General features: G+C 63.9%; 21 protein-coding genes and 1 tRNA gene. 8 read left to right on the top strand and 14 right to left on the bottom strand.

Features of this window, described 5'->3' with window-relative positions; translation table 11 throughout:
• Positions 1-165: 165 nt before the first annotated feature.
• Complete coding sequence (gene ftsH, locus NCR37_RS09040) at positions 166-2,052, bottom strand: ATP-dependent zinc metalloprotease FtsH (RefSeq protein ID WP_250472693.1); 1,887 nt, start codon at positions 2,050-2,052, stop codon at positions 166-168.
• A gap of 173 nt (positions 2,053-2,225) precedes the next feature.
• Positions 2,226-2,900: an RlmE family RNA methyltransferase gene (locus tag NCR37_RS09045; RefSeq protein WP_250472694.1), complete on the bottom strand. Its 675-nt coding sequence runs from the start codon at positions 2,898-2,900 to the stop codon at positions 2,226-2,228.
• A gap of 365 nt (positions 2,901-3,265) precedes the next feature.
• Here NCR37_RS09045 and NCR37_RS09050 point away from each other — a divergent pair, with 365 nt between their 5' ends.
• Positions 3,266-3,805 carry a YhbY family RNA-binding protein gene (locus NCR37_RS09050; protein ID WP_250472695.1) on the top strand — a complete coding sequence of 180 codons (540 nt, stop codon included), beginning with the start codon at positions 3,266-3,268 and terminating at the stop codon, positions 3,803-3,805.
• A 57-nt stretch (positions 3,806-3,862) separates the two neighbouring features.
• Here NCR37_RS09050 and NCR37_RS09055 read toward each other — a convergent pair whose 3' ends face one another.
• The 7 genes from NCR37_RS09055 to gloB form a co-directional block, all read right to left on the bottom strand.
• Positions 3,863-4,384: a DUF4149 domain-containing protein gene (locus tag NCR37_RS09055; RefSeq protein ID WP_284506826.1), complete on the bottom strand. Its 522-nt coding sequence runs from the start codon at positions 4,382-4,384 to the stop codon at positions 3,863-3,865.
• On the bottom strand, positions 4,384-4,860 hold the full coding sequence (gene greA / locus NCR37_RS09060) for a transcription elongation factor GreA (RefSeq protein WP_250472696.1): 477 nt from the start codon (positions 4,858-4,860) through the stop codon (positions 4,384-4,386). The genes NCR37_RS09055 and greA overlap by 1 nt, the downstream gene beginning before the upstream one ends.
• Before the next feature lie 114 nt (positions 4,861-4,974).
• A complete protein-coding gene (gene carB / locus NCR37_RS09065; RefSeq protein ID WP_250472697.1) occupies positions 4,975-8,229 on the bottom strand; it encodes a carbamoyl-phosphate synthase large subunit in 3,255 nt (1,084 codons plus the stop codon).
• Positions 8,230-8,250: 21 nt separating this feature from the next.
• The gene (gene carA, locus NCR37_RS09070) at positions 8,251-9,393 is read right to left on the bottom strand and encodes a glutamine-hydrolyzing carbamoyl-phosphate synthase small subunit (RefSeq protein ID WP_250472698.1); all 1,143 of its coding nucleotides are present in this window, start codon (positions 9,391-9,393) and stop codon (positions 8,251-8,253) included.
• 351 nt (positions 9,394-9,744) lie between these two features.
• The gene (locus NCR37_RS09075) at positions 9,745-10,977 is read right to left on the bottom strand and encodes an MFS transporter (protein WP_250472699.1); all 1,233 of its coding nucleotides are present in this window, start codon (positions 10,975-10,977) and stop codon (positions 9,745-9,747) included.
• 110 nt (positions 10,978-11,087) lie between these two features.
• A complete protein-coding gene (locus NCR37_RS09080; RefSeq protein WP_250472700.1) occupies positions 11,088-12,740 on the bottom strand; it encodes a transglycosylase SLT domain-containing protein in 1,653 nt (550 codons plus the stop codon).
• A 149-nt stretch (positions 12,741-12,889) separates the two neighbouring features.
• The gene (gene gloB, locus NCR37_RS09085) at positions 12,890-13,738 is read right to left on the bottom strand and encodes a hydroxyacylglutathione hydrolase (protein WP_250472701.1); all 849 of its coding nucleotides are present in this window, start codon (positions 13,736-13,738) and stop codon (positions 12,890-12,892) included.
• A gap of 17 nt (positions 13,739-13,755) precedes the next feature.
• Here gloB and NCR37_RS09090 point away from each other — a divergent pair, with 17 nt between their 5' ends.
• The 4 genes from NCR37_RS09090 (at position 13,756) to NCR37_RS09105 (ending at position 15,922) form a co-directional block, all read left to right on the top strand.
• Entirely contained in the window at positions 13,756-14,559 is an 804-nt protein-coding gene (locus NCR37_RS09090; RefSeq protein WP_250472702.1) for a class I SAM-dependent methyltransferase, read from the top strand.
• Entirely contained in the window at positions 14,559-15,020 is a 462-nt protein-coding gene (gene rnhA, locus NCR37_RS09095) for a ribonuclease HI (RefSeq protein WP_250472703.1), read from the top strand. Before NCR37_RS09090 ends, rnhA begins: the two co-directional genes overlap by 1 nt.
• Positions 15,021-15,042: 22 nt before the next feature.
• Positions 15,043-15,780, top strand: coding sequence for a DNA polymerase III subunit epsilon (dnaQ, locus tag NCR37_RS09100; protein WP_250472704.1), 738 nt, complete (start codon positions 15,043-15,045; stop codon positions 15,778-15,780).
• Between the two features lie 67 nt (positions 15,781-15,847).
• Positions 15,848-15,922: transfer RNA gene (locus tag NCR37_RS09105), tRNA-Val, on the top strand.
• Between the two features lie 95 nt (positions 15,923-16,017).
• Here NCR37_RS09105 and NCR37_RS09110 read toward each other — a convergent pair.
• From NCR37_RS09110 to NCR37_RS09120, 3 genes are all read right to left on the bottom strand, one after another.
• On the bottom strand, positions 16,018-16,491 hold the full coding sequence (locus tag NCR37_RS09110; RefSeq protein WP_250472705.1) for a DUF2214 family protein: 474 nt from the start codon (positions 16,489-16,491) through the stop codon (positions 16,018-16,020).
• A gap of 74 nt (positions 16,492-16,565) precedes the next feature.
• The gene (locus tag NCR37_RS09115) at positions 16,566-17,363 is read right to left on the bottom strand and encodes a hypothetical protein (protein ID WP_250472706.1); all 798 of its coding nucleotides are present in this window, start codon (positions 17,361-17,363) and stop codon (positions 16,566-16,568) included.
• A gap of 254 nt (positions 17,364-17,617) precedes the next feature.
• Entirely contained in the window at positions 17,618-18,679 is a 1,062-nt protein-coding gene (locus tag NCR37_RS09120) for a glycosyltransferase family 4 protein (protein WP_250472707.1), read from the bottom strand.
• A gap of 44 nt (positions 18,680-18,723) precedes the next feature.
• Here NCR37_RS09120 and NCR37_RS09125 point away from each other — a divergent pair, with 44 nt between their 5' ends.
• Together NCR37_RS09125 and NCR37_RS09130 are read left to right on the top strand one after the other, a co-directional pair.
• A complete protein-coding gene (locus NCR37_RS09125; RefSeq protein ID WP_250472708.1) occupies positions 18,724-19,047 on the top strand; it encodes a hypothetical protein in 324 nt (107 codons plus the stop codon).
• A gap of 436 nt (positions 19,048-19,483) precedes the next feature.
• Positions 19,484-21,364 carry an ABC transporter ATP-binding protein gene (locus NCR37_RS09130; protein WP_250472709.1) on the top strand — a complete coding sequence of 627 codons (1,881 nt, stop codon included), beginning with the start codon at positions 19,484-19,486 and terminating at the stop codon, positions 21,362-21,364.
• Between the two features lie 56 nt (positions 21,365-21,420).
• On the opposite strand, the gene otsA is transcribed toward NCR37_RS09130, so the two are convergent.
• Both otsA and otsB read right to left on the bottom strand, forming a co-directional pair.
• Entirely contained in the window at positions 21,421-22,803 is a 1,383-nt protein-coding gene (gene otsA, locus NCR37_RS09135; protein WP_250472710.1) for an alpha,alpha-trehalose-phosphate synthase (UDP-forming), read from the bottom strand.
• Positions 22,800-23,552, bottom strand: coding sequence for a trehalose-phosphatase (otsB, locus tag NCR37_RS09140; protein WP_250472711.1), 753 nt, complete (start codon positions 23,550-23,552; stop codon positions 22,800-22,802). Before otsB ends, otsA begins: the two co-directional genes overlap by 4 nt.
• 287 nt (positions 23,553-23,839) lie before the next feature.
• Between otsB and NCR37_RS09145 the strand changes: the two genes are divergently transcribed.
• Positions 23,840-24,472 carry an SCO family protein gene (locus NCR37_RS09145; protein WP_250472712.1) on the top strand — a complete coding sequence of 211 codons (633 nt, stop codon included), beginning with the start codon at positions 23,840-23,842 and terminating at the stop codon, positions 24,470-24,472.
• Positions 24,473-24,474 lie beyond the last annotated feature (2 nt).

Consider the following 24,474-nt stretch of genomic DNA (forward strand, 5'->3'; position numbering starts at 1 on the left):
ACGGCCGCATTGCAGCGGCTCGGCGAGTGCGGGGGAGGAAGTGAGTGTGGTCAAGCGAATGGGCAAGAGCGAGTGACTGGACGTTCGACCCGGCAGAACGCGGGCCCGAAAATGAAAATGGGCCGGCGTGCACTGCACGCCGGCCCATGATACGACTCGGGAAGCTTAGGCCGGCGCGGTTGCGCTGCCCGGCTTCACTTCGGTGCCGCTATTGCCGCTCGAAGGCGAGTCGCCCGACGGCGGCGGCATGTTCTTCGGCGGACGCGGCGGACGGCCGGCCATGATGTCGCTGATCTGGTCTGCGTCGATGGTTTCCCATTCGAGCAGCGCCTTGGTCATGGCTTCGACCTTCTCGCGGTTGTCTTCCAGCAGCTTGCGCGCAAGCGCGTACTGCTCGTCGAGAATGCGGCGAATTTCAGCATCGACCTTTTGCAGCGTCGCTTCCGAAACCGTCTTCGACGCGAGCTTGCCGAACATGCCGTCCGGTTCCGTGTCGACGTACACCATCGTGCCGAGCACGTCGGACATGCCGTAACGCGTCACCATGTCGCGCGCCATTTTCGTTGCGCGCTCGAAGTCGTTCGAAGCACCCGTCGACATCGAGTTCAGGAACACTTCTTCCGCTGCACGACCGCCGAACAGAATGGCGATTTCTTCCAGCATCTTGTCGCGATACAGGTTCACGCGATCATGCTCCGGCAACTGCCACGTGACACCCAGCGCCCAGCCGCGCGGCATGATCGTGACCTTGTGAACCGGGTCCGCATGCGGCAACAGCTTGGCGACCACCGCGTGGCCCGACTCGTGGTACGCCGTGTTGCGGCGTTCCTCTTCGCGCATGACCGCTGACTTGCGCTCGGGACCCATGAAGATCTTGTCCTTCGCGTCCTCGAAGTCCTGCATTTCGACGATCCGCTTGCCGCGCCGCGCCGCGAAGAGCGCCGCTTCGTTCACGAGGTTCGCGAGATCCGCACCCGAGAAGCCCGGCGTGCCGCGCGCGATGACCGATGCGTCCACGTCGTTCGCAATCGGCACCTTGCGCAGATGCACCTTCATGATGTGCTCGCGGCCGCGGATATCCGGCAGACCGACATACACCTGACGGTCGAAACGGCCCGGCCGGAGCAGCGCCTTGTCCAGCACGTCCGAACGGTTCGTCGCGGCGATCACGATCACGCCGGAATTCGCCTCGAAGCCGTCCATTTCGACGAGCATCTGGTTCAGCGTCTGCTCGCGTTCGTCGTTGCCGCCGCCCATGCCGGCACCGCGATGACGGCCGACCGCGTCGATTTCGTCGATGAACACGATACACGGCGCATGCTTCTTCGCCTGCTCGAACATGTCGCGCACGCGGGCCGCGCCCACGCCGACGAACATTTCCACGAAGTCGGAACCCGAGATGCTGAAGAACGGCACCTTGGCTTCGCCCGCGATGGCGCGCGCCAGAAGCGTCTTACCGGTACCCGGAGGGCCGACCAGCAGCACGCCGCGCGGAATGCGCCCGCCGAGCTTCTGGAACTTCTGCGGATCGCGCAGGAAGTCCACCAGTTCCGACACTTCTTCCTTGGCTTCGTCGCAGCCGGCCACGTCCGTAAAGTTGATCGCGTTGTTGTTTTCGTCGATCAGCCGCGCTCGCGACTTGCCGAACGAGAACGCCCCGCCTTTGCCGCCTCCCTGCATCTGCCGCATCATGTAGAACCAGAACCCGATGATCAGGATCGTCGGCCCAAGGTAGTACAGCGCGGAGACGAGCGCATTCGGTTCATCGTCAGCCTTGCCGCTGACCTGAACGCCGTATTTCATCAGGTCGCCGACCATCCAGATGTCGCCGGGCGACACGATCTGGTACTTCTGGCCGTCCGACGGAGTGACCGTGAGATTGCGCCCCTGAACCGTGACGTTCTTAACCTTGCCGTTCTTCGCGTCGTCCATGAACTGCGAATACGACACGCCTTCCTGCACGCGGGGCTTATCGAACTGCTTGAACACCGTAAACAGCACCAGTGCGATCACGAGCCACACTGCCGCTTTAGAGAACATATTGTTGTTCAAAGCACCACTCCTCACTCATAGACGGGCGCCTACATAAACCTTGCGGCGCCACCAAAGCATTCTAATCCAGACCGCTAACCCCTGCCATAAGGTTTCACTACCGCCTAAATAGCGTTAGATGGTCTTTTTTCGGCATAATCCGCGAAAATATCGCTGAAATTCGCCGACATCGTTTAAGCGGGTCCCGCAGCCGGATTTTTGAGCCGCCGCCCGAGGATGAAAGTCTCGGACGATTTATCCCGAGACGCCTTGGGCTTGCGCGGCGCGACGACTTTGAACTGGTGCTTGAACTTCTCGACGATCTGGCTATAGCCGCTGCCATGAAAACATTTGACTAGCAGCGCACCCTCCGGTTTCAGGTGGTTCTGAGCGAATTCCAGCGCCAGGTCGCAAAGATGCTCGATCCGCGCCGCATCCGCACTCGCTACTCCGGAGAGGTTGGGGGCCATGTCTGAGATTACAAGGTCCACTTGCCGCTCACCGACGATTTCGTCCAGTTGCGCGAGTACCGAGTCTTCGCGAAAGTCGCCCTGGATGAACGTGACGTCGGCGATCGGCTCCATCGGCAGGATATCGAGCGCGATGATCGTGCCGTCGATGCCGCCCTCGCGCTGCGCGTCGCGCTTCGCGCCCTGCGCGAGCTTGTTGCGCGCGTACTGGCTCCAGCTTCCGGGCGTCGAACCCAGATCGACGATAACCTGCCCCGGCTTGATGAGCTTGTCCTGCTCGTCGATCTCCTTGAGCTTGTACGCCGCGCGGGCCCGATAGCCCTCGCGCTGCGCCATCTTTACGTACGGATCGTTGATGTGGTCATGCAACCACGAATGATTGAAGCGATTCTTTGCCATTCAAGCTGAACTCATGCCGCGTTCGTGCGGCGTGGAAGGTGTTTCGGTGGCGCGAGCAGTCCGCGCCGGTGCGTGGTCTGGGGGTTGCGTGCCGTTGCGTGCCGTTGCGTGCGCGAAATCTTGCAGCAACATGCGGCGCTTTTAGCGGATAATACGCGTCTTGTCGGCCGGAACGTTTCCGCGGGCGCTCGATTGCGCCCGGCAATCGCGTCTCCGGCCTATTTTGTTTTTGGCGGCGGTCCACCTCAGCGGGCCCGAACCCGGCCGAACCCGGCCATCTTGCCGGCTTCTTCGCACTTCGCATTACGCGTTTGGCACGCCGCCAGGCCCGCGCCGCCCTATTTTAGTCGACTCCCCAATTTCTCATGCCAGCTCTCGAACTCTCTCCTGCCCAACGCTCCGACCTGCGCTCCCAGGCCCATGCGCTCAAGCCCGTCGTGCTCGTCGGCGCGGAGGGTTTGACGGATGCCGTGCTGAACGAAATCGGCGTGCACCTCGAAGCGCACCAGCTCATCAAGATTCGCGTGTTCGGCGACGACCGCGAAGCGCGCATCGCCATTTACGACGAAATCTGCGACCGCCTGAACGCAGCGCCTATCCAGCACATCGGCAAGCTGCTGGTCATTTGGCGGCCGGAAGGCGCCGCGCCGGCCAAGAGCCGCAGCACGCGCACGCGCAGCACCATGCCGCCGAGCGCGGCGGAAGCCGTCGAGCGTCCTTCGAAGGGTCGCGCGCCGCGCATCGTCAAGGCCGTGAAAATCTCGCGCGATGCGCCTGCGTTCAAAAAGCCCAAGAAGCAGACGCTCAAAGTGCTCGGCAACGAGCGCGTGACCGCGGGCGGCAACGTGAAGCGCGCGAAGAAGCGTCAGACGAGCTCGAAGCGCCAGCATCAGGCCGCAAAGTGACCGAGGCGGCGTGAACGGGATACAGAACGCTCGCGCCGCGTTAAATCACAGCGCGGATCAGCTCCGCGCCCGCTTGGCCGCCATCTTCGCCGACTTGTTCTTCGGCACGATGGCGCTGGGCGCGCTGCCGGGCAAGCGCCACACGAGCGCAATGCCGAAAAGACATTCGATCAGATAGATGGCGCTCGATATGCCGTGCAGAATGCCGAACTGCCGCGCATACGGCGAACTGGCGAGATCGGTGCCGGCTGCCTGCGCCGCCATGCGCAGCGAGTTCATGAACGGCTGCAACGCGAAGTAACCGGCGAGCACGCACACCAGCATGACCGCGACAATCCATCGCACGCGCTTATAGTCCGCAATACCGCTTTTCACGAAGCGATTGCCGATCAGAATCAGAACCAGCGCGCTGACCACGCCGACGAAGGCCTCGATCCTGAAGTACTGCGCGGCGACCGACCCGGCCACGGCGGGCTCGAGCATCGAAAAGAGAACAGGTGCGGCGACGAGGCCGAGCGTCAGCAGGCTACCCACCCAGAGCATGCTGACGATGCGAAAGAGCCGGTGCGCGATGGCCATCAGACGTAGCGGACAGCGATGATTTCGTACTCGCGCGCGCCGCCCGGCGCCTGCACCGACGCGACGTCGCCTTCCGACTTCGAAATCAGCGCGCGCGCAATCGGCGAGCTCACCGAGATCAGGCCGTGATCGATATCCGCTTCGTCGTCGCCGACGATCTGGTACGTCACGGTGTCGCCGGATTCCAGGTCTTCGAGTTCGACGGTCGCGCCGAACACCACGCGGCCGTCGGCATCCACGGTGGTCGGGTCGATCACTTGCGCCGCCGCCAGCTTCGATTCGAGTTCGGCGATCCGGCCCTCGATGAAGCCCTGCTTTTCCTTCGCGGCATCGTATTCTGCGTTTTCAGACAGATCGCCCTGCGCGCGCGCTTCCGCGATCGCGTTGATGACCGCCGGACGCTCGACAGACTTCAGGCGTTGCAATTCGTCGCGCAGCAACTCCGCGCCGCGCTTGGTCAAGGGAATCGTGCTCATAGACAGCCCAAAACAAAAAACAGCCGTAAAAAAATTACCGCGGTTAGCGCATCTCCCGTATGAGGAGATACCGCTCAACCGCGGCTCGTGTTACTTAGACCAGTCGTCGAAGCCTTAGTTTAGGCGAGCATGCAAGCCTTGTAAATCATAGACTTCCAAATCACGCAGATAACGCAGGCCTTCCACGGCGGCACGCGCGCCCGACATCGTCGTGTAGTACGTGACCTTGTTGGCCTGCGCGCTCATGCGGATGGAGCGCGAATCGGCGATCGCCGCGCGGGTTTCATCGACCGTCGTGAAGACGAGCGCGATCTCGCCGTTCTTGATCATGTCGACGATATGCGGCCGGCCGTCCTTCACCTTGTTGACGACCTTGACCGGCACGCCCGCCGCCGCGATGGCCGCAGCCGTGCCCTTGGTCGCGACGATCGGATAGCCGAGCTCGTGCAGCATGCTCGCCACTTCCACCGCCTTCGGCTTGTCCGCGTCCATCACGGTCAGGAGCACCGTGCCCGATTCCGGCAAGCGCGAGCCCGCCGCCAATTGCGACTTGAAGAGCGCCTCGCCAAAGGTGCGGCCCACGCCCATCACTTCGCCGGTCGAACGCATTTCCGGCCCGAGAACCGGATCGACGGTCGGGAACTTGACGAACGGGAACACCGCTTCCTTCACGCTGAAGTACGGCGGCACGACTTCCTTCGTCACGCCTTGCTGCGCGAGCGTCTGACCGACCATGGCGCGCGCGGCGATCTTCGCGAGCGGCAGGCTCGTGGCCTTCGACACATACGGCACCGTGCGCGATGCGCGCGGATTCACTTCCAGCACGTAGATGACGTCCTTCTTCGTGCCGTCTTCCTGCGTAACCTGCTGGATGGCGAACTGCACGTTCATCAGGCCGACGACGTTCAACGCCTTGGCCATCGCTGCGGTTTGGCGCTTCAGCTCGTCGACGGTCGCATCCGACAACGAATACGGCGGCAGCGAACAGGCCGAATCGCCCGAATGCACGCCCGCCTGTTCGATATGCTCCATCACGCCGCCGATGAACACCGCTTCGCCGTCCGAGATGCAGTCGACGTCGCATTCGATCGCGTCGTTCAGGAACCGGTCGAGCAGCACCGGCGAATCGTTCGACACCTTCACGGCCTCGCGCATATAGCGTTCGAGGTCGCGCGGCTCGTGCACGATTTCCATCGCGCGGCCGCCCAGCACGTACGAAGGACGCACGACGAGCGGATAACCGATCTCTTCCGCGAGCTTCAGCGCTTCGTCTTCGGTGCGCGCGGTGCGGTTCGGCGGCTGACGCAGATCGAGATCCTTCAATAGCTTCTGAAAGCGTTCGCGGTCTTCGGCGGCGTCGATCATGTCCGGCGACGTGCCGATGATCGGCACGCCGTTCGCCTCGAGGTCCAGCGCGAGCTTGAGCGGCGTCTGGCCGCCGTACTGCACGATCACGCCGACCGGCTTTTCGAGATCGACGACTTCGAGCACGTCTTCGAGCGTCAGCGATTCGAAGTAGAGGCGGTCGGAGGTGTCGTAGTCCGTGGACACGGTCTCCGGATTGCAGTTGACCATGATGGTTTCATAGCCGTCTTCGCGCATGGCGAGCGCGGCGTGAACGCAGCAGTAGTCGAACTCGATGCCCTGTCCGATCCGGTTCGGCCCGCCGCCGAGCACCATGATCTTCTTCTTGTCCGTCGGGTTCGCTTCGCACTCTTCCTCGTAGGTCGAGTACATGTAGGCTGTTTTCGTCGCGAATTCGGCCGCGCACGTATCGACGCGCTTGTACACCGGACGCACCTTCAGTTCATGGCGCTTCTTGCGCACGTCGGCTTGCGTCGAGCCCGTGAGCTTCGCGAGACGCCGATCCGAGAAGCCGCTCTTTTTCAGATACAGCAGTTCGTCGCGCGTGAGACTTTCGAGCGTGCGGCCTTGCAGCGCCTTTTCCTTTAGCACGATCTGTTCGATCTGCGCGAGGAACCACGGATCGATCGACGTTTCCTCGAAAATTTCTTCGGGCGTGAGGCCGAGACGGAACGCGTCGCCGAGATACCAGATGCGGTCCGGGCCCGGCTCGCCGATCTCACGGATCACTTCGTCGCGGCTCGTGGTCTTCTCGTCGAGACCGTCCACGCCGACTTCCAGACCGCGCAGCGCCTTCTGGAACGACTCCTGGAACGTGCGGCCAATGGCCATCACTTCGCCGACCGACTTCATCTGCGTCGTGAGACGCGAATCGGCTTCGCGGAATTTCTCGAACGCGAAACGCGGCACCTTCGTCACGACATAGTCGATGGTCGGCTCGAATGATGCCGGCGTCTGCCCGCCGGTGATTTCGTTCTTGAGCTCGTCGAGCGTATAGCCGCAGGCGAGCTTCGCGGCGACCTTGGCGATCGGGAAGCCCGTCGCTTTCGATGCCAAAGCGGATGAGCGCGACACACGCGGATTCATTTCGATGACGACCATGCGGCCGTCGACCGGGTTGATCGCGAACTGCACGTTCGAGCCGCCCGTGTCCACGCCGATTTCGCGCAGCACCGCGAGCGACGCGTTACGCAGCACCTGATACTCCTTGTCGGTGAGCGTCTGCGCGGGCGCGACGGTGATGGAGTCGCCGGTATGCACGCCCATCGGATCGAGGTTTTCGATCGAGCACACGATGATGCAGTTGTCCTTTTTATCGCGGACCACTTCCATCTCGTACTCTTTCCAGCCGAGCAGCGATTCTTCGATCAGGAGCTCGCGCGTCGGCGACAAATCGAGACCGCGACGGCAGATTTCCTCGAACTCTTCCTTGTTGTACGCAATGCCGCCGCCCGATCCGCCGAGCGTGAACGACGGCCGGATCACGGTCGGATAGCCGCCGCTGCCGGTCGCTTCGGCAATCTGCGCCTGCACGGCGAGCGCCTCTTCCATCGAATGCGCGATGCCCGACTTGGCCGAACCGAGGCCGATCTTGGTCATCGCGTCCTTGAACTTCTGGCGGTCTTCCGCCTTGTCGATGGCTTCCGGCGATGCGCCGATCAGCTCGACGTTGTACTTTTCCAGCACGCCGTGATGGAACAGGTCGAGCGCGCAATTGAGCGCGGTCTGCCCGCCCATGGTCGGCAGGATCGCATCGGGCCGCTCTTTCGCGATGATGCGTTCGACCACTTCCCACGAGATCGGCTCGATGTAGGTGACGTCCGCCGTGTTCGGGTCGGTCATGATCGTCGCGGGATTGCTGTTCACGAGAATGACCTTGTAGCCTTCCTCGCGCAGTGCCTTGCACGCCTGCGCGCCGGAATAGTCGAACTCGCACGCCTGACCGATGATGATCGGGCCCGCGCCGATGATGAGAATGCTCTTGATGTCTGTGCGCTTCGGCATAACTGTGCTCTGTGATGTTCTTTATGCGGCGACCTTCTGCGCTTCCATCAGCTTGATGAAGCGGTCGAACAGATACGCAATGTCGTGCGGGCCGGGCGACGCTTCCGGGTGGCCCTGGAAGCAGAACGCGGGCTTGTCGGTCAGCGCGAAGCCTTGCAGCGTGCCGTCGAAAAGCGAGACGTGCGTGACCTTGGCGTTCGCGGGGAGCGTCGCGGCGTCTACCGCGAAGCCGTGGTTCTGCGACGTGATCACGACGCGGCCGTCTTCCATATCCTTCACCGGATGATTCGCGCCGTGGTGGCCGGTCTTCATCTTCGTGGTCTTTGCGCCGACGGCGAGCCCCATGATCTGATGCCCGAGGCAGATGCCGAACGTGGGAATGCCGCGCTCGATGAATTCGCGCGTCGCGGCGATCGCGTAGTCGCACGGTTCCGGGTCGCCTGGGCCGTTGGACAGGAAAATGCCGTCAGGATTGAGAGCGAGCGCATCTGCGGCGGTGGCTTCAGCCGGCAGCACGGTCACGTGGCAGCCGCGCTCGGCCAGCATGCGGAGGATGTTGTACTTGACGCCGTAATCGAACGCGACGACGCGGAATGTCGGCGCGTCCTGCGTGCCGTAGCCGCTGCCGAGGCGCCATTCGCGTTGCGTCCATTCGTAACGCTCTTTCGTCGACACGACCTTCGCGAGGTCCATGCCGGCAAGGCCGGGGAACGAGCGCGCGAGCCGCAGGGCTTCGGCTTCGTCGTCGCTGCCGGCGAGGATGCAGCCGTTCTGCGCGCCCTTGTCGCGCAGAATGCGCGTGAGCTTGCGCGTGTCAATGCCCGCAATGGCGGGGATGCCCTGCGCCTTTAGATAATCGGAAAGCGTTTGCTCGGAACGGAAGTTCGAAGCGAGCACCTGGAGGTCACGGATGATAAGGCCGGCGGCATGGACTCGGCTGGCTTCGACGTCTTCGGCGTTGACGCCGACGTTGCCGATGTGCGGATACGTCAGGGTGACGATCTGGCGGGCGTAGCTCGGATCGGTCAGGATTTCCTGATAGCCGGTGATCGCGGTGTTGAACACCACTTCGCCGATCGTCGAACCTGCGGCGCCGATCGATTGACCACGAAAGACCGTGCCGTCGGCAAGTGCGAGAAGTGCTGGGGAGAATGACGGCAACACGGGAAGCTCCTTGGGGAACACCCTGTTACCGACCTGTCTGTCCGAAATTCAGGCGTGGGGCCGCGGCACGAAGCGAGCGCGGGCATCCTTGCGCGAGGGCGGCGGCTTACACGCGGGAAACTCGGGAATCGCGGCTCGGACCGGACTGTTCGCAGTAAGCGAACGAGGTTGCCAAGCGGACGATTGCGGCGTGCAGCGCGCGCTGCCAGGCGCAGCGAACGACGGTGTATGGGAGGTAGGCGCTAGGGTGCGGGTTGATATGCTCAAACCTTCGAATTATAGCGTGAAATCAGACGTTTCGCCAAATTTCGGAAGTCTCCGCTTGCCGTGCGTCCCGTTCTCGCGACACCTCTACGATGCAGTTCGCCCGGTCTTGTGCAGCACGCGGCTCGGCAACACGTACCAAACCGCGCTCGCCAATTGCAACGCGATCAGAACGCTCCACACCGTCACATGCGCGGCTGCCGGATAGTGACCGCCTTCCGGCGTCCAGCGCGAAAGCACTGCGCCCACGCCGACCTGAAAACCGAAGATCAGCAGGAAAATCACGAGCGTGAGCGTCGTCGTCGCCCGGCCGATCATGTGCGACGGGAAGTACTCGGCCATCACCGCGTAGCTCAAGATGCCGGTGCCGCCGAACACGCCGTAGGCAGCGAGCAGCGTCGCGGGCGGCAGCGGCACGCGCAGCACCATCAGCACCTGCACGAGAACGTAGAGCGCCATTCCTACGCCGCAGAACGCGTAGACGGACACGCCGCGCCGCTCCATGCCGCGCGCCGCCGCGCCGAAGCCGACGCACCCGAGCATCATCGCGAAGCCGAGCACCGACACGAGCGCGGCGGCGTGCGCGGGTGTCAAGTTCATCACGTCGAGCAGATAGGGGCGGATCCAGAGCGATTGCATCGCATAGAACACGCCCTGCGTGACGACGGAGAAAGACGCGATCTTCCAGAACGCGCCGCTTTTCAGGATGTGCCAGGTGCCCTTGAACTGGCTGATGACGTCGGCCTGATGATGCGAGTCCGCCTTGCGAGGCGCGAAGAGCGCGATGGCTGCCGCGACGACGAGCGTGAACACGCCGAGGCCGATCGACACCTGCCGCCACGTCGTCGTCTGCAACAGCGAGGCGAGCGGCGAGCCGACGACCACCCCGCCGAGTCCGCCGACCGCCATCGTGAAGCCATTGACGAGCGGCAGCCGCGCGACCGGAAAATGCTGCGCGGACGCCTTGAACGCCGCGCTCAGACAGACGGAGACGCCTACGCCGATCAGCAAGCGCCCCACCATCAATCCGCCCAGCCCGTGCGACGCGCCGAACGTCCAGATGCCGGCCGCCGCGAACACCAGCATGCCGGCGGTGACGCGGCGCGGCCCGTAGTGGTCGAGCAGCACGCCGACCGGAATCTGCGCGATCGCGAAGCCGATGAAATAGAGCGACGTCAGCAAGCCGAGATCGGCGGCGGACAGACCGAGATCATGCGTGATGAGCGGCGCGAAGCCGAGGTTGACGCCACGAAACACGTACGAGACGAAATACCCGGCGGCAAAGAGGAAGAACACCCGGAGACGAACGGAGGACGGCATGCGCTGGACAGTTGTTCTTTTGAAACGCCAGTTTAACTGCGCCGCGAAATGAAAACGCCGTCACCTTGGTGACGGCGTGGAATAAGCAGAAAGCGCGAGCCGCGCTGCCCTTATTTCTTCTTGGCCTTGGAACCGGCGGAATGCGCGGCGGCGTGCTTTTCCGTCCTGGCCGGGGCAGCGGGCTTGGCGGAAGCGCCCGTCTTCGGCGAGATCGTAGCCGACACGCGCGTGAGCGTATGTCCCGGCGCCTTGCCGTGCGGCGTTTTCGCGGTGACATGGGTGCCGATTCGGCTGACGCCGCCCGACGAACGGCTCGACGCCGCCACCGTCTCGACGCGCACCGGGCCCGGCTCGGCAGGCACGGCACGACCGTACGGAACGTGCAGCACGACGACTTGCCCCGGCATGAACATATCGCGATGCGTATGGTTCCAGGCCCGCACTTGCGCCACCGACACGTTGTAACGGTCCGCCAGCGTCGCGATGGACTGCTTGCGGCGCACGCGAATGGCCATCTTGCGCGTGTCGGGCACGTCGCGCTCAACGGCCAGCATGGCGTTCGCGGCGACGTCGGCGCTGATGTCTTCGTCGTCGTCGTCCGTGCGCGGCACGACGATGGTCGATCCCGGCTTCAGACGCATGCCCGCCGGAATGCGGTTGACCGACATGAGCGTGTCCGCATCGACACCGATCTTCTCGGCGATCGCCGCAGGCCGCGCCCGCTCGGTCACTGTGTACGTGGTCCACGACGACAACGCGCCCGTGTACGACCCGAGGTTGCGCTGGAACGTGGCGGCGTTGTCGAACGGCAGCAAGATTTGCGGGTTCGTCGCGCCGAGAATGACCGGCTTCGAGAACGACGGATTCAGCGAGCGGAATTCCTCGACGCTCATGCCGGCGAGCTTCGCAGCCATGGTCACGTCGATATCGCGCGCGGTCGTGACCGTGACGAAGTACGGGTGATTCGGAATGTCCGGCAGCGCGAGACCGTACTGCTGCGGATTCGTCACGAGGTTCTTGACGGCCTGCAGCTTCGGCACGTAATTGCGCGTCTCGTTGGGCATGCGCAGGCTTTCGTAGTCGGTCGGCAAACCGGCCGCTTCGTTGCGCGCAATGGCCCGCTGCACGTTGCCCTCGCCCCAGTTGTATGCGGCGAGCGCCAGGTGCCAGTCGCCGAACATGTCATGCAGACGCGAGAGATAGTCGAGCGCGGCGCTCGTCGACGCGAGCACGTCGCGGCGCTCGTCCTGCCACATGTTCTGCTTGAGGTTGTAGTCGCGGCCGGTGCCCGGCACGAACTGCCACATGCCGGCCGCCTTCGCGACGGACAGCGCCTGCGGGTTGTACGCCGACTCGATGAACGGCAGAAGCGCCAGTTCCGTCGGCATATGGCGCTGCTCAAGTTCCTCGACGATGTGATACAGGTACTTCTGCGAGCGCGTGGTCATGCGCTCGACGTAATCCGGACGCTGCGCGTACCAGTTCACCTGCATGTCGACGAGATCGCTTTGCAGGTCCGGAATCTGGAAACCATTGCGAATGCGGCTCCACAAGTCCGCGGAACCGGCGAGCGAAGTGACAGGCGTCTTGTCGACGTTGATGGTTTCCTTGGCGGCTGCGGTGCGGCGAATCGTGTCGGCGACTTGTTGCTGCGAGGCGGCGGTAGGAGTGGCGGAAGTAGGATCTGAGGCGGGCGCTGTCGGCCCCTGGCTGGCACACGCGGCCAGCGTCAGGACGGATAGCGCACTTAATGTTAGTCGCATGAACGTCTCGGCTTCCAAAAGATATGCTTGGAAATTTGGAGCCGATGGTACGGAACCGAACCTAGGACGTCAATAAGAATGCGCGTAAAACCCCTGCAAAATCTTGCATCTATCGCCGTTCCTAAAGTATTGCATTAAGTTCCCGGCGCTCAGCGGAAATTGTCCTTCCATCCGCGCAGCATGCGGAACGCTTCGGTGCGGCCGGCGACCGGCTCCTTGAACTGCGCGACAAGCGCCGCTCGAATTGCCGGCTGATCGACGCGCAAAAACGGATTTAGCGCTTTTTCGTGACCGATGGTCGTGGGCAGCGTCGGCTTGCCGGCGGCACGCAGCGCCTGTGCTTCGTCGCTCCAGCGCGCGAGCGCCACACTGTCCGGCTCGCAGGCTCGCGCGAAGCGAATGTTCGACAGCGTGTATTCGTGCGCGCAATGCACGAGCGTCGCGTCGGGAAGCGCCGCGAGCGCGTCGAGCGAGGTGAGCATCTGCTGCGGCGTGCCTTCGAAAAGACGCCCGCAGCCGCTCGCGAACAGCGTGTCGCCGCAGAAGACGTGCGGCGTGCCGCTTCCGTCGTCTTCCCGAAAATACGCGATATGGCCGGCCGTATGGCCGGGCACATCCATGACGGTGAAGCTCACTTCTGGCTGGGCGATGCGTACCGTGTCGCCGCCGGCCAGCCGCCCAGTCAGATGCTCGATGCGCTCGCCGGCCGGCCCGTACACGGGAATGCCCTCGTCCGATCGGCTATCGAGCAATGCTTTCACACCGCCGACATGGTCGCGATGATGGTGCGTGAGTAAAATAGCGGTCAGCCGCCAGCCGCGTTCGGCGAGATAGGCCTCGACGGGCGCGGCGTCGCCCGGGTCGATCACGACGGCATCGCACGAATCCGACACGAGCCAGATGTAGTTGTCTTCGAAGGCCGGGACCGGCACGTACTCGAGTTCGCGCCTGGGCGCGCGTTTGGACGAATCTTCAGCAAACGAATCCATGGCGATCATCTACGCGGCATCCGAACATGTCTGACCGAGCGATTATAGACTGGCCCGCCTGGACGAACTCCGCGCCCGGACGCTACGTGCTGGAGTGGGAGCAGGCGCAGCTCGACCGCGTGGTCTGCGATATCTTCGGCTATCACGCGCTTCAGCTCGGCATGCCGCAACTGGATGCCTTGCGCGAGAATCGCATGACCGGGCGCGCGCTCGTGCTCGACGCCGAAAGCGGCGCGAGCGCGCCGTACACGTTGCCGCGCACGTCCGCAAGAGGCGCGAGCGCGCCGGAAGGACGGAGCACGGTCTGGTGCGAATTCCTGGATTTGCCGTTCGAAGCACAGAGCGTCGACTTGCTCGTGCTGCCGCATACGCTGGAATTCTCGCGCGATCCGCACCGGCTATTGCGCGAAGCCGAGCGCGTGCTCGTGCCCGAAGGCCAGTTGATCATCCTGGGTTTCAATTCGCTCAGTCTGTGGGGCGCGCGGCAATCGCTCGGCAAGGTGGCGGGACGCCCGTTCGTGCCGGAAGCGCACGACATGATTGCGTTCACGCGCATCAAGGACTGGATCAAGTTGCTCGGCTTCGACCTTGAACGCGGGCGCTTCGGCTGCTATCGTCCGCCGCTGCTGACGGACAAATGGCTGCAGCGTTATGAATTCATGGAGCCCGCCGGCGACCGCTGGTGGCCCATTTTCGGCGCCGCTTACATGATCACGGCGGTGAAGCGCGTGCGCGGCATGCGGCTCATCGGTCCACGCAAGCTGAAAAAACCTGCGCTCGCGCCCGGACTCGCTCCGGTCGCGGCCCCGCACACTCGCAACGAGCATTGATGACTGACGAATCCGCATCGGCCAAGGTAATCGACATCTATACTGACGGCGCCTGCAAAGGCAATCCCGGTCCGGGCGGCTGGGGCGCCCTTCTGCGTTTCGGCTCGCTCGAGAAGGAACTGTTCGGCGGCGAAGCCGCGACCACGAACAACCGCATGGAGTTGATGGCCGTCATCGCCGCGCTCGAGGCGTTGAAGCGGCCGTGCCAAGCCGTGATCCACACCGACTCGCAATATGTGCAGAAAGGCATCAGCGAGTGGATTCACGGCTGGAAGAAAAAGAACTGGATGACGGCCGCCAAGACGCCCGTGAAAAATGCCGACTTGTGGAAGCGCCTCGACGCGCTCGTCGCGCAGCACGAGATTGAATGGCGCTGGGTCAAAGGACACGCCGGCCATCCCGAGAACGAACGCGCCGATGCGCTCGCCAATCGCGGCGTGACATCGCTTGCCGAAAGCTGAACGCAGCACTACACCGAACCTCATGCGCCAACTGATACTGGACACCGAAACCACCGGCCTGAACGCTCGCACGGGCGACAGGATCATCGAAATCGGCTGTGTCGAGCTGATCAATCGCCGGCTGACGGGCAACAACCTGCACATCTACGTCAACCCGGAACGCGACAGCGACCCTGGCGCGCTGGCGGTGCACGGCCTTACCACTGAATTCCTTAGCGACAAACCCAAGTTCGCCGAGATCGCCGCGCAACTGCGCGACTTTATCGCGGACGCGGAGCTGATCATCCACAACGCGCCCTTCGATATCGGCTTTCTCGACATGGAATTCGCGCTGCTCGGGCTGCCGAAGGTGTCCGAGATTTGCGCCGGCGTGATCGACTCGCTCGCGCACGCGAAGCAGATGTTCCCCGGCAAGCGCAATTCGCTCGACGCGCTGTGCGACCGCTTCGGCATCAGCAACGCGCACCGCACGCTGCACGGCGCGCTGCTCGACTCCGAATTGCTCGCCGAGGTTTATCTGGCAATGACGCGCGGCCAGGAGAGCCTCGTCATCGACATGCTGGGCGATGCCGAAACGGAAGGCGCGACGGCGGCGCCGCGCATCGCGCTGGACGACCTCGATCTGCCGGTGATCGCCGCGAGCGGCGAAGAACTCACCGCGCACGAAGCGGTGCTCAACGACCTCGACAAGGCGCTCAAGGGCACGAGTGTGTGGCGGACAGAGGCGCCGCAGACCGAGCCGGATGCGGTCGCCGCATAATTTTTCGAAATTGCTTAAAGAATCGCTTTACGAGACGAGATAGTCCTGACATAATCTCAATCTCTTCGGGTGGTTAGCTCAGCGGTAGAGCACTGCCTTCACACGGCAGGGGTCACTGGTTCGATCCCAGTACTACCCACCAGAATTCTGGTGCTGGTAACGCCAAGACACCGAAGATCAAAAGGCCCAAGTCTAGCGACTTGGGCCTTTTTCATTTCCCGCCCGCGAACGAGGCACTCACCTCGCCCAGACGCCCCGCGCCATTCCAGTCGCCGCAATCACCATCACGATAACGAGCGCCGCCTCGAGATCGCTCATCCACGCGAAGCGCCGCGCGCGCGTGAGGTCGATCGCCCCGCCCTGCGCCAGCGCCGCGCGCCAGCGAATCAGCGCGAGCATCGGTGAGACTTCGATGAGCAGAATGACCACGAGCGCGGTCATCTTCAGGTGAAAAAGCGGCTCGTGCAGATAGTACGCGCCGCCCTTCTCGAAGCCGCCGAACGCGCGCGTCAGGCCGGTGACGATCAGGACGACAGCCGCGATGCCCCACACCGCGTCCGACCGGAACACGTCACGCAGACGCAATGCGTTCGCTTGAACCGATTCTGCCGCGTCCACCCGGCGCAATGCCCGCGCCCGCGCGAGCACCGAACCGAGCGCGAAGCCGAAGGCGAGCAGATGAAGCGCGGCGAGCAACCAACGTATCAGCATCCTTTCCTCCCACGATCGACAAGAAAGACGTGTCCGGCTCGCCCGATGCGACTCAGCTCCGACTCAGGTCCGACTCAGACCTGACTCAGCGTGGCGTCGAGCGCGCGTGCGGCGCTGCGGTCGCTTTCGGTGGAAAGCGGCGCGCGAAAAACCGTCGTGCGATTGTGACCGGCCGCGGCGGGCGAATCCCAGAGCAGTTCCACTTTCGGACGCCGCGAGAACCAGCTTCGCCGCGCGATGCCGTTCGTTGCCACGGGCGCTGCGGCCGGCTGCGCGGATGCCGCCAGCACCGGCCACTTCACCGACAGTTCTCGCGCGTCGTACTGGCCGAGCTTGCGGCTCTCGGCCCAGACCATGGCCGTGCGCGTGACGGGATCGAGCGAAATGGCATAGCGGCCGATGGCGAAGCGCCGCGCCGCGATGTTCGTGCGCCAGAGCGCGCGGGGCCGGCAAATCCACATCACCACCGCATAGAGCGCCGGCGCGACAGCCAGCCAGCCGTTGGTTTCCGCGAGCGCGTGCACGAAGCGCCGCCAGCCCGACGTCCAGACAAACGCTCCGACCGAGAAAATCGCAAAGCCGAAGGTCAGCAGCGCGAGCAGTCTCAGCGCTTGTCGAAGCCACTGCGGCAACGGATGCAGCGGACGCTCCATGCGCGGCTTCGCGCCCGGCAGCACGATCAGAAGGAAGATGAGGACGAGATTGAGGCACGCCCACGGCGACGAAGTCATCGCGCGCACCGAGGAGAGGTAGCCCATCTGCGACATCGAGAGCGCCCATCGCGCCGCGAGAATCACGCCGATGGCCCGCAGCGCGAACAGAGTCCCTGCGCCCGGTGCCGGGCTCGCGCTGGTTTGCTTGGTTCTCGCCAAAGGGTGCGCTCCTGTCCACGAACGTTGCCTGCCGCCGCTGTCTCTCCGCGCGGGCGGCCACTGCGCCTTGCGCAGCGCAAAGCTCGGACATTATAGGGAGATTACGGAGGGCGTCATCGGTTTCGCTTCGCGCACGCGGCGCGGCGCTCGAATTACGCCGCGACTGTGCCATTACGACAACGCCCCGCGCACCTTTCGGCGGGCGGGGCGTTCTCCCAAGCCGCGTCGCTGCGGCCACAGACAGCTGGCAGCTATCAGGCGTTCACTTCCCGCAGCACGGTGCGGCGCTTCTGGCGCAGCAGTTCCTCATAGTTCTGCACGTAGCGCGCCGCCATCACCTTCGACGAGAAGCGCGTCTCGAACGTCTCGCGGACCTTCGCGCGCGACAGCGAGTCAAGGCGCTTCACCGCGGCGATCGCCGAGAGTTCGTCTTCCACGACGAAGCCCGACACGCCGTTCTCGATCACTTCCGGCACCGAGCCGCGATTGAACGCGATCACCGGCGTGCCGCAGGCCATCGCCTCGATCATCACGAGGCCGAAGGGCTCCGGCCAGTCGATCGGGAACAGCAGGGCATGCGCGTTGCCGAGGAATTCGGTCTTCTCGGCCTCGCTGATCTCGCCGATGTACTCGACGTGCGGCAGCGCGAAGAGCGGCTTGATCTCTTCTTCGTAATAAGCGCGGTCGGCCTTGTCCAGCTTCGCGGCGATCTTGATCTTCATGCCCGCGGCCTGCGCGATGCGGATGGCGCGATCCACGCGCTTCTCCGGCGAAATGCGGCCGAGGAACGCGAGATAGCCGGGCTTCACGTTCGGAATCGGCTTCAGCAGGTTTTCCGGCAGGCCGTGGTACACCGTCGAGAGCCAGTTGGCTTGCGGCAGCGGCTGGCGCTGGTTGTCGGAGATCGACACCACCGGCACGTCATTGAACGTTTTGAAGATCGGCTGCAGTTCCGGAAGATCGAGACGGCCGTGCATCGTCGTCAGGAACGGCACCGGCTGGCGCGCGAACAGCGAGAACGGGTAATAGTCAATATGGAAGTGCAGCACGTCGAACTCGTCGGCGCGGCGGCGGACTTCTTCGAGCAGCAGCATGTGCGGCGCCATCGTGTCGCGGATAGTCGGGTCGAGGCGCAGCGCTTGCGGCCAGAAGGCTTCGAGCTTCGCGGACGTCTGCGAATCACCGCTCGCGAAGAGCGTGACGTCGTGTCCAGCCTCGACAAGAGCCTCGGTCAGATAGGACACCACGCGTTCCGTGCCGCCGTAGAGCTTCGGCGGAACAGCCTCGTGGAGGGGCGCGATTTGAGCGATTCGCATGGTCGTGAAACTCCTAATAAAAGGTCAGGCAAGGTACTGCTGTCATGTTTGACATCGGGAGCGAATCGCTCGGCTCGGGCGAGAGCTTTTCGCGGCGCGTCGGCCTCGGCAGCGGCTGGTGCTCGTATAAAAAGCGGGTCGCCGATGACCGGCTCCGCGCGGGCGTTGCCGCAAGCAACTTCGAAGCCATATCTCAAAAACCGACGCGCCCAGCAATAAACGCGCTCGGGCTCCGGCGGTTGACGACTTCCTACAGAAAGCTGTCGAAAAGTCTAAGTGAAAACCCGGAGCGCATTATGGAGCCTTTTACACCGGCGACAGGGAGTCATTTCAACTTATTTACCTTGTTACACCGGGGAAACATTTAACAAACCCCTGTTTATTAAGGTTGTTCTACATTGGAGCACGTGCCGCGGCGATGCACGGGCGGCGACTCGCTCGCTGCCGTCGAGGGGCATACCGAACGGGATGCTGGCGCATCCCATGCTTATATGGACGCTGCCGCGCGAGAAGCTCCGGGACAGGAGCGCGCTCGGCGGGCCGCGCCAGTTGCCGCTTCATCGCAAAAATGCGGGCGTTGTGCTTACAATGCGCGCCCAAGCCGAAAAGACGTGCTCGCGGTGACGACGCGAAGCGCACAGTCGATGTACGGACGGCAACATCCGCCGTGCATCATTTGCCTGAACGACGTTCGCACGCCCGGTTACTGGCTACAATTCAGCGATGGAGACGGCGCCGCGCCGCCTCGGTTTCGATGTCAATCGCGCCGGCTGTGCCGACGCATCGGACAGGCAGTGCATCCGCATGGCATCGCCCGAAGGCGCAACACACGCTCAACCGCTTTACGACCCAAAAAGACCATTGGACCAACTCACCGTCTCCCAGCGTAACGCGCACAACGCCAAGCTCGCGAGCTATGCGCACCGCCCGCTCGCGTTCCTGATGCGCTACATCCGCCGGCATCCGATCGCCCATGCCATCGTGCTCGCGAGCGTGTTCGCGGCCGTCGGGTGCGCGCTCGCTTCGCAATATGCGATCAAGCATCTGATCGACGTGCTCGGTCAAGGGCGCGGCCACCCGGGCCCGCTCTGGGGCGCGTTCATGATCCTCGTCGGCCTGATCGCCGCCGACAATCTGCTCTGGCGGGTCGGCGGCTGGGTCGGCGCCCACGTGTTCGTGATCGTCACGGGCGATCTGCGCAAGGACCTGTTCTCGTACCTCTCCGGCCATTCGCCCACGTACTTCTCCGAGAAGCAGCCCGGCATGCTCGCGAGCCGCATCACCGCGACTTCGAACGCCATCTACACCTCCGAGAACGTGATGGCGTGGAACGTCCTGCCGCCGTGCATCGCGGTGCTGGGCGCGATCGTGATGATCGTCGCGGTCAATCCGTTGATGGCGGCGGGCCTCATGGCCGCCTCGATCATTCTCGCGCTCGTGCTCTACCGGCTCGCGAAGCGCGGATCGGCGCGGCATCACAGCTTCGCGTCGAAGGCGGCGTCGGTGGATGGCGAACTCGTCGACGTGATCGGCAACATGGCGCTCGTGCGCGCGTTCGGCATGACGTTCCGCGAGCAGAAACGCTTCGGCTCGACGGTGAAGGCCGAAATGGTCGCGCGCCAGCAAAGCTTGCTGTACCTCGAAAAGCTGCGCCTCTTCCATGCGGTGGTCACCGCGATTCTTTCCGCTGGCTTGCTGGGCTGGGCGCTGTGGCTATGGTCGCAAGGCCGCGCGACCTCGGGCGATATCGTGCTCGTCAGCTCGCTCGGCTTCACCATTCTGCACGGCACGCGCGATCTCGCCGTCGCCCTCGTCGATGTGACGCAGCACGTCGCGCGTCTCGCCGAAGCCGTTCAGACACTGCTGGAGCCGCACGGCATGCCGGACCGGTCGGACGCGACGGAACTCGTGCCGCAAGGCGGGCGCGTCGATTTCGAAGGCGTGACGTTCGCGTATCCGCGCCGCCGTCCGATTCTCGACAACTTCCATCTGCATATCGAACCGGGGCAGCGCGTCGGCCTGATCGGCAAGTCGGGCGCGGGCAAGTCCACGGTGCTCGCCCTGCTGCAACGCTTCTACGAGACGCAGAAAGGCAGCATCAAGATCGACGGCCAGGATATCGCCGCCATCACGCAGGACAGCTTGCGTCACGCCATCGCGCTCGTGCCGCAGGATATTTCGCTGTTCCATCGCACGGTGTTCGAGAACATCGCGTATGGGCGTCCTGACGCGAGCCGCGAGGAAGTGTTCGCCGCCGCCCGCGAGGCGCGCTGCACGGACTTCATCGAGGCGATGCCGGAAGGTTTCGATACGATCGTCGGCGATCGCGGCGTGAAGTTGTCGGGTGGCCAGCGCCAGCGCATCGCCATCGCGCGGGCCATTCTGAAGAACGCGCCGATCCTGCTGCTCGACGAAGCCACCTCGGCGCTCGACAGCGCGTCCGAAGAAGCGATCCAGCAGGCGCTCGACCGGCTGATGATCGGCCGCACGGTCATTGCCATCGCGCACCGGCTCTCGACGCTGCAGAACTTCGACCGGATCATCGTGATGAGCGCGGGCCGCGTGATCGACGACGGCTCGCCGCAAGAGCTGCGCGAGCGGCCGGGGCTGTATCGCGAGTTGCTCGCCAAGCAACATGGCAAGCTGCCTTCCATCGTCGCGACGCCGCACAAGCAGCCGGCCTGACAAGCGAGTCACGAAAAAGCCGCGTTTCTGTTTAAGGAAACGCGGCTTTTTTGCGTCTATCGCGCTTTCAGGTCGCGCAGGAAGTTGTCGCGCCACACGGATACGTTGTTGTCGCGCAAGAGCGCATACATCTCCTGGTGCCGGGCCCGGCGCTCGTCGAGCGGCATCGCGAGCGCGGTGGCGAGCGCATCCGCCATGCCGTCGATGTCCAGCGGATTCACAATGAGCGCCGCCGTCAGTTCGCGCGCCGCGCCCGCGAACTGCGAGAGCACGAGCACGCCGGGATCCTCCGGGTTCTGCGCGGAGACGTACTCCTTCGCGACCAGGTTCATGCCGTCGCGCAGCGGCGTCACGAGACCGACATGCGCCTCGCGAAAGAGCGCGGCGAGCACCGGCCGCTCGTACTGGCGATGGATATAGCGAATCGGCGTCCAGTCCAGCTCCGCATAGCGCCCGTTGATGCGCCCCGATTCGGCTTCGAGTTGCTGGCGAATGTCGCGGTAAGCGTCGACGTCCGTGCGCGTCGGCGGCGCGATCTGTAGCAACGACACGTTGTTGCGCTGCTGCGGATCGTGCTCGAACAGACGCTCGAACGCGCGAAAACGCTCCACGAGGCCCTTCGAGTAATCCAGCCGGTCGACGCTCATCACCAGCTTGCGCTGATGCAGCGTCTCCTTGACGATCTGCACGTCGCGCCCGCCCTCGCCATCCTTGGCGAGCGCGCGCACTTCGTCCGGGTAGACGCCGATCGGATACGCCGCCGCCTTGAGCGTCTGGCCGAACGCGCGAATCTCGACAGGCGCCTTAGCGTGCCGCGTGAGCGCCCCGCCCGCCTCCGTTTCGATGTAATCGCAGAACGCGCGCACGTCCGGCTCCGTCTGAAAGCCGAGCAGATCGAACGCGCAAAGCGCCTCGACCAGTTCGCGGTGACGCGGCACGCTCAACAGAATCTGCGACGCGGGAAACGGAATGTGCAGAAAGAAGCCGATGCGATTCTCGACGCCGAGCGCGCGCAAAGCCTGCGCGAACGGAATCAGGTGATAGTCGTGCACCCAGATGACGTCGTCGGGCCGCAGCAGCGGCGCGAGCCGCGCGGCGAGCCAGTGATTCACGCGGCAGTAGCCGTCGTACTCGTGGCGATCGAACTCGATCAGGTCCGGACGATAGTGAAACGCGGGCCACAGCGTCGCGTTCGAAAAGCCGCGGTAATACTGGTCGTAGTCGCGCCGCACGAGCCCGATGGTGGCGAACGTCACCGGGCCGTGCTCCTCCAGCGTAATGCCGTCGGGCGGCGTGGAGAGGACTTCGCCGCTCCAGCCGAACCACACGCCGCCGGTTTCCTTGAGCGCGTCGTAGACGCCGACGGCCAGCCCGCCCGCTGCCGGACCGCCCTCGGAAATCGGCGCGACCCGGTTTGAAACGATAATCAGACGGCTCACGCGTGCTTCCCCGCCGTTCCCGCGATCACTTGCAGCCAGTCGAGCAGCAGTTCCACCGATTCGATGCGTGAGCGCGCCACCGTCTCGCCCGGGCCGACCTTGATGGACAGACCATCGAACTCGTTGACGACCGCGAAGCCTTTCTCGTCGGTCAGATCGTCGCCGATGAAGACAGGCTTTCTGCCCGTGAACGGCGGTTCGGCCATGAAGGCGCGCAACGCGCGGCCTTTGTCCACGTCCTTCGGCTTGATCTCGTACACCATCTTGCCGGGCTGGAGCACGTAGGCATCGGCGTAGTCGTGCACGAGCCGCTCGGTCGCCGCGCGCGCGGCCGGCTCGCGGTCGGGCGCGTTGCGATAATGCAGCGCGAGCGCCGCGCCCTTGATCTCCAGCAGCATGCCGGGATTGGCGCTCACCACGCCCTCCAGCACGTGCTCCATGCGCAAGAGCCGCTCGTCGTTGAAGCCGATGCGCTGGACATCGCCGTTGGCGTCGCGCCGCTCGGCGCCGTGCATGCCCGCGACGGGCAGATCCGGAATCTGCAAGAACGAGTCGATATTGTCGATACCCCGCCCCGACACGACCGCGACCGCGTTGTTGGTCGCGCGTCTGAGCGCAGCGAGAATGTCGGGCACCGATCGCGGCACGAAAATGCCGTCCGGCGTGGAGGCGAGCTCGACGAGCGTGCCGTCGAAATCGAAGAAAAATGCGGTCTCGGCGAGAGACAGGGAATCGGGAAGAATTTGCATCGGTCGTTGGCCTGTGGTTTCCCTTTGACGGCGCGCGGCGCGCGAAGTGTTGCGCATCTTACGTGCGCCAGCTTTCGGTCCGGAAAGCCGCGTGACTGACGGACGCCTTCGGCGAGCCTTCCGTTCATCGTCGACGGAGCTTTCAGCACGCGGCGATTGTGCGGCAAATCGTCTCAAAAAAGGTTCGCAACGTAGATGATGCGCTACCTCGGTCCGCAAAGGCGTGTATTTTGCGACAGATGTCCCTGCCGTCAAAGCCCGCCGCCTATCGCGGCCCGATCCTTCCGATGCACACTTCGTTCCCTGCTTCGCCTCTAACGCCGGCCGCGCGCTGGCGCCGTTTTGCCGCTCCGCTTGCTTTTCTGGCGCTCGCCGCGTGCTCGCGGCCGGGTGAGCCGTGGCATTTGACGGACGTCTCGGGACACTTGCCCGACCTGAACTTCTCGCTCACCGCCGACAACGGCGCGCCCGTGACCGGACGCTCGTTCGAGGGCCACACGACGCTCGTGTACTTCGGCTACACGCATTGTCCGGACGTGTGCCCCGAAACGATGGCGCGCCTGATGCAGGTTTTACAGCGCGTCGGACCGGACGCGGACAATGCGCGCATTCTGTTCGTCTCCGTCGATCCGGCGCGCGACACGCCGCCGCTCTTGCGCGCGTACGTACGCGCGTTCGACGAGAAGCATGCCGTCGGCCTGACCGGCAGCGACCGCGCCATCGAAGCGGTCGCGCAGCGGTATCGCATTGCGTATCAAATGGAAAAACGCGATCCGCGCGGCGCCTACGAGGTCTCGCACAGCTCAGGCGTCTATATCTTCGATCGCGAAGGCCACGCGCGCCTGCTTGCGACGGACCGCGATTCGATCGACGCGATCGCGGCCGATCTGCGCCGCATCATCCGCTCGAAGGACGCTTGAGC

Source organism: Caballeronia sp. GAFFF1 (genome assembly GCF_023630705.1).
Classification (GTDB): domain Bacteria; phylum Pseudomonadota; class Gammaproteobacteria; order Burkholderiales; family Burkholderiaceae; genus Caballeronia.

What these genes read in the sequence shown, in the direction of transcription:
- NCR37_RS09090 (WP_250472702.1), top strand. Translation starts at nt 13,756, where the DNA reads ATGTCTGACCGAGCGATTATAGACTGGCCCGCCTGGACGAACTCCGCG.
- rnhA (WP_250472703.1), top strand. Translation starts at nt 14,559, where the DNA reads ATGACTGACGAATCCGCATCGGCCAAGGTAATCGACATCTATACTGAC.
- NCR37_RS09055 (WP_284506826.1), bottom strand. Translation starts at nt 4,384, where the DNA reads ATGGCCATCGCGCACCGGCTCTTTCGCATCGTCAGCATGCTCTGGGTG.
- carB (WP_250472697.1), bottom strand. Translation starts at nt 8,229, where the DNA reads ATGCCGAAGCGCACAGACATCAAGAGCATTCTCATCATCGGCGCGGGC.
- NCR37_RS09110 (WP_250472705.1), bottom strand. Translation starts at nt 16,491, where the DNA reads ATGCTGATACGTTGGTTGCTCGCCGCGCTTCATCTGCTCGCCTTCGGC.
- NCR37_RS09145 (WP_250472712.1), top strand. Translation starts at nt 23,840, where the DNA reads ATGCACACTTCGTTCCCTGCTTCGCCTCTAACGCCGGCCGCGCGCTGG.
- NCR37_RS09045 (WP_250472694.1), bottom strand. Translation starts at nt 2,900, where the DNA reads ATGGCAAAGAATCGCTTCAATCATTCGTGGTTGCATGACCACATCAAC.
- otsB (WP_250472711.1), bottom strand. Translation starts at nt 23,552, where the DNA reads ATGCAAATTCTTCCCGATTCCCTGTCTCTCGCCGAGACCGCATTTTTC.
- NCR37_RS09130 (WP_250472709.1), top strand. Translation starts at nt 19,484, where the DNA reads ATGGCATCGCCCGAAGGCGCAACACACGCTCAACCGCTTTACGACCCA.
- NCR37_RS09120 (WP_250472707.1), bottom strand. Translation starts at nt 18,679, where the DNA reads ATGCGAATCGCTCAAATCGCGCCCCTCCACGAGGCTGTTCCGCCGAAG.
- greA (WP_250472696.1), bottom strand. Translation starts at nt 4,860, where the DNA reads ATGAGCACGATTCCCTTGACCAAGCGCGGCGCGGAGTTGCTGCGCGAC.
- dnaQ (WP_250472704.1), top strand. Translation starts at nt 15,043, where the DNA reads ATGCGCCAACTGATACTGGACACCGAAACCACCGGCCTGAACGCTCGC.
- NCR37_RS09050 (WP_250472695.1), top strand. Translation starts at nt 3,266, where the DNA reads ATGCCAGCTCTCGAACTCTCTCCTGCCCAACGCTCCGACCTGCGCTCC.
- gloB (WP_250472701.1), bottom strand. Translation starts at nt 13,738, where the DNA reads ATGATCGCCATGGATTCGTTTGCTGAAGATTCGTCCAAACGCGCGCCC.
- NCR37_RS09080 (WP_250472700.1), bottom strand. Translation starts at nt 12,740, where the DNA reads ATGCGACTAACATTAAGTGCGCTATCCGTCCTGACGCTGGCCGCGTGT.
- NCR37_RS09075 (WP_250472699.1), bottom strand. Translation starts at nt 10,977, where the DNA reads ATGCCGTCCTCCGTTCGTCTCCGGGTGTTCTTCCTCTTTGCCGCCGGG.
- NCR37_RS09125 (WP_250472708.1), top strand. Translation starts at nt 18,724, where the DNA reads ATGTTTGACATCGGGAGCGAATCGCTCGGCTCGGGCGAGAGCTTTTCG.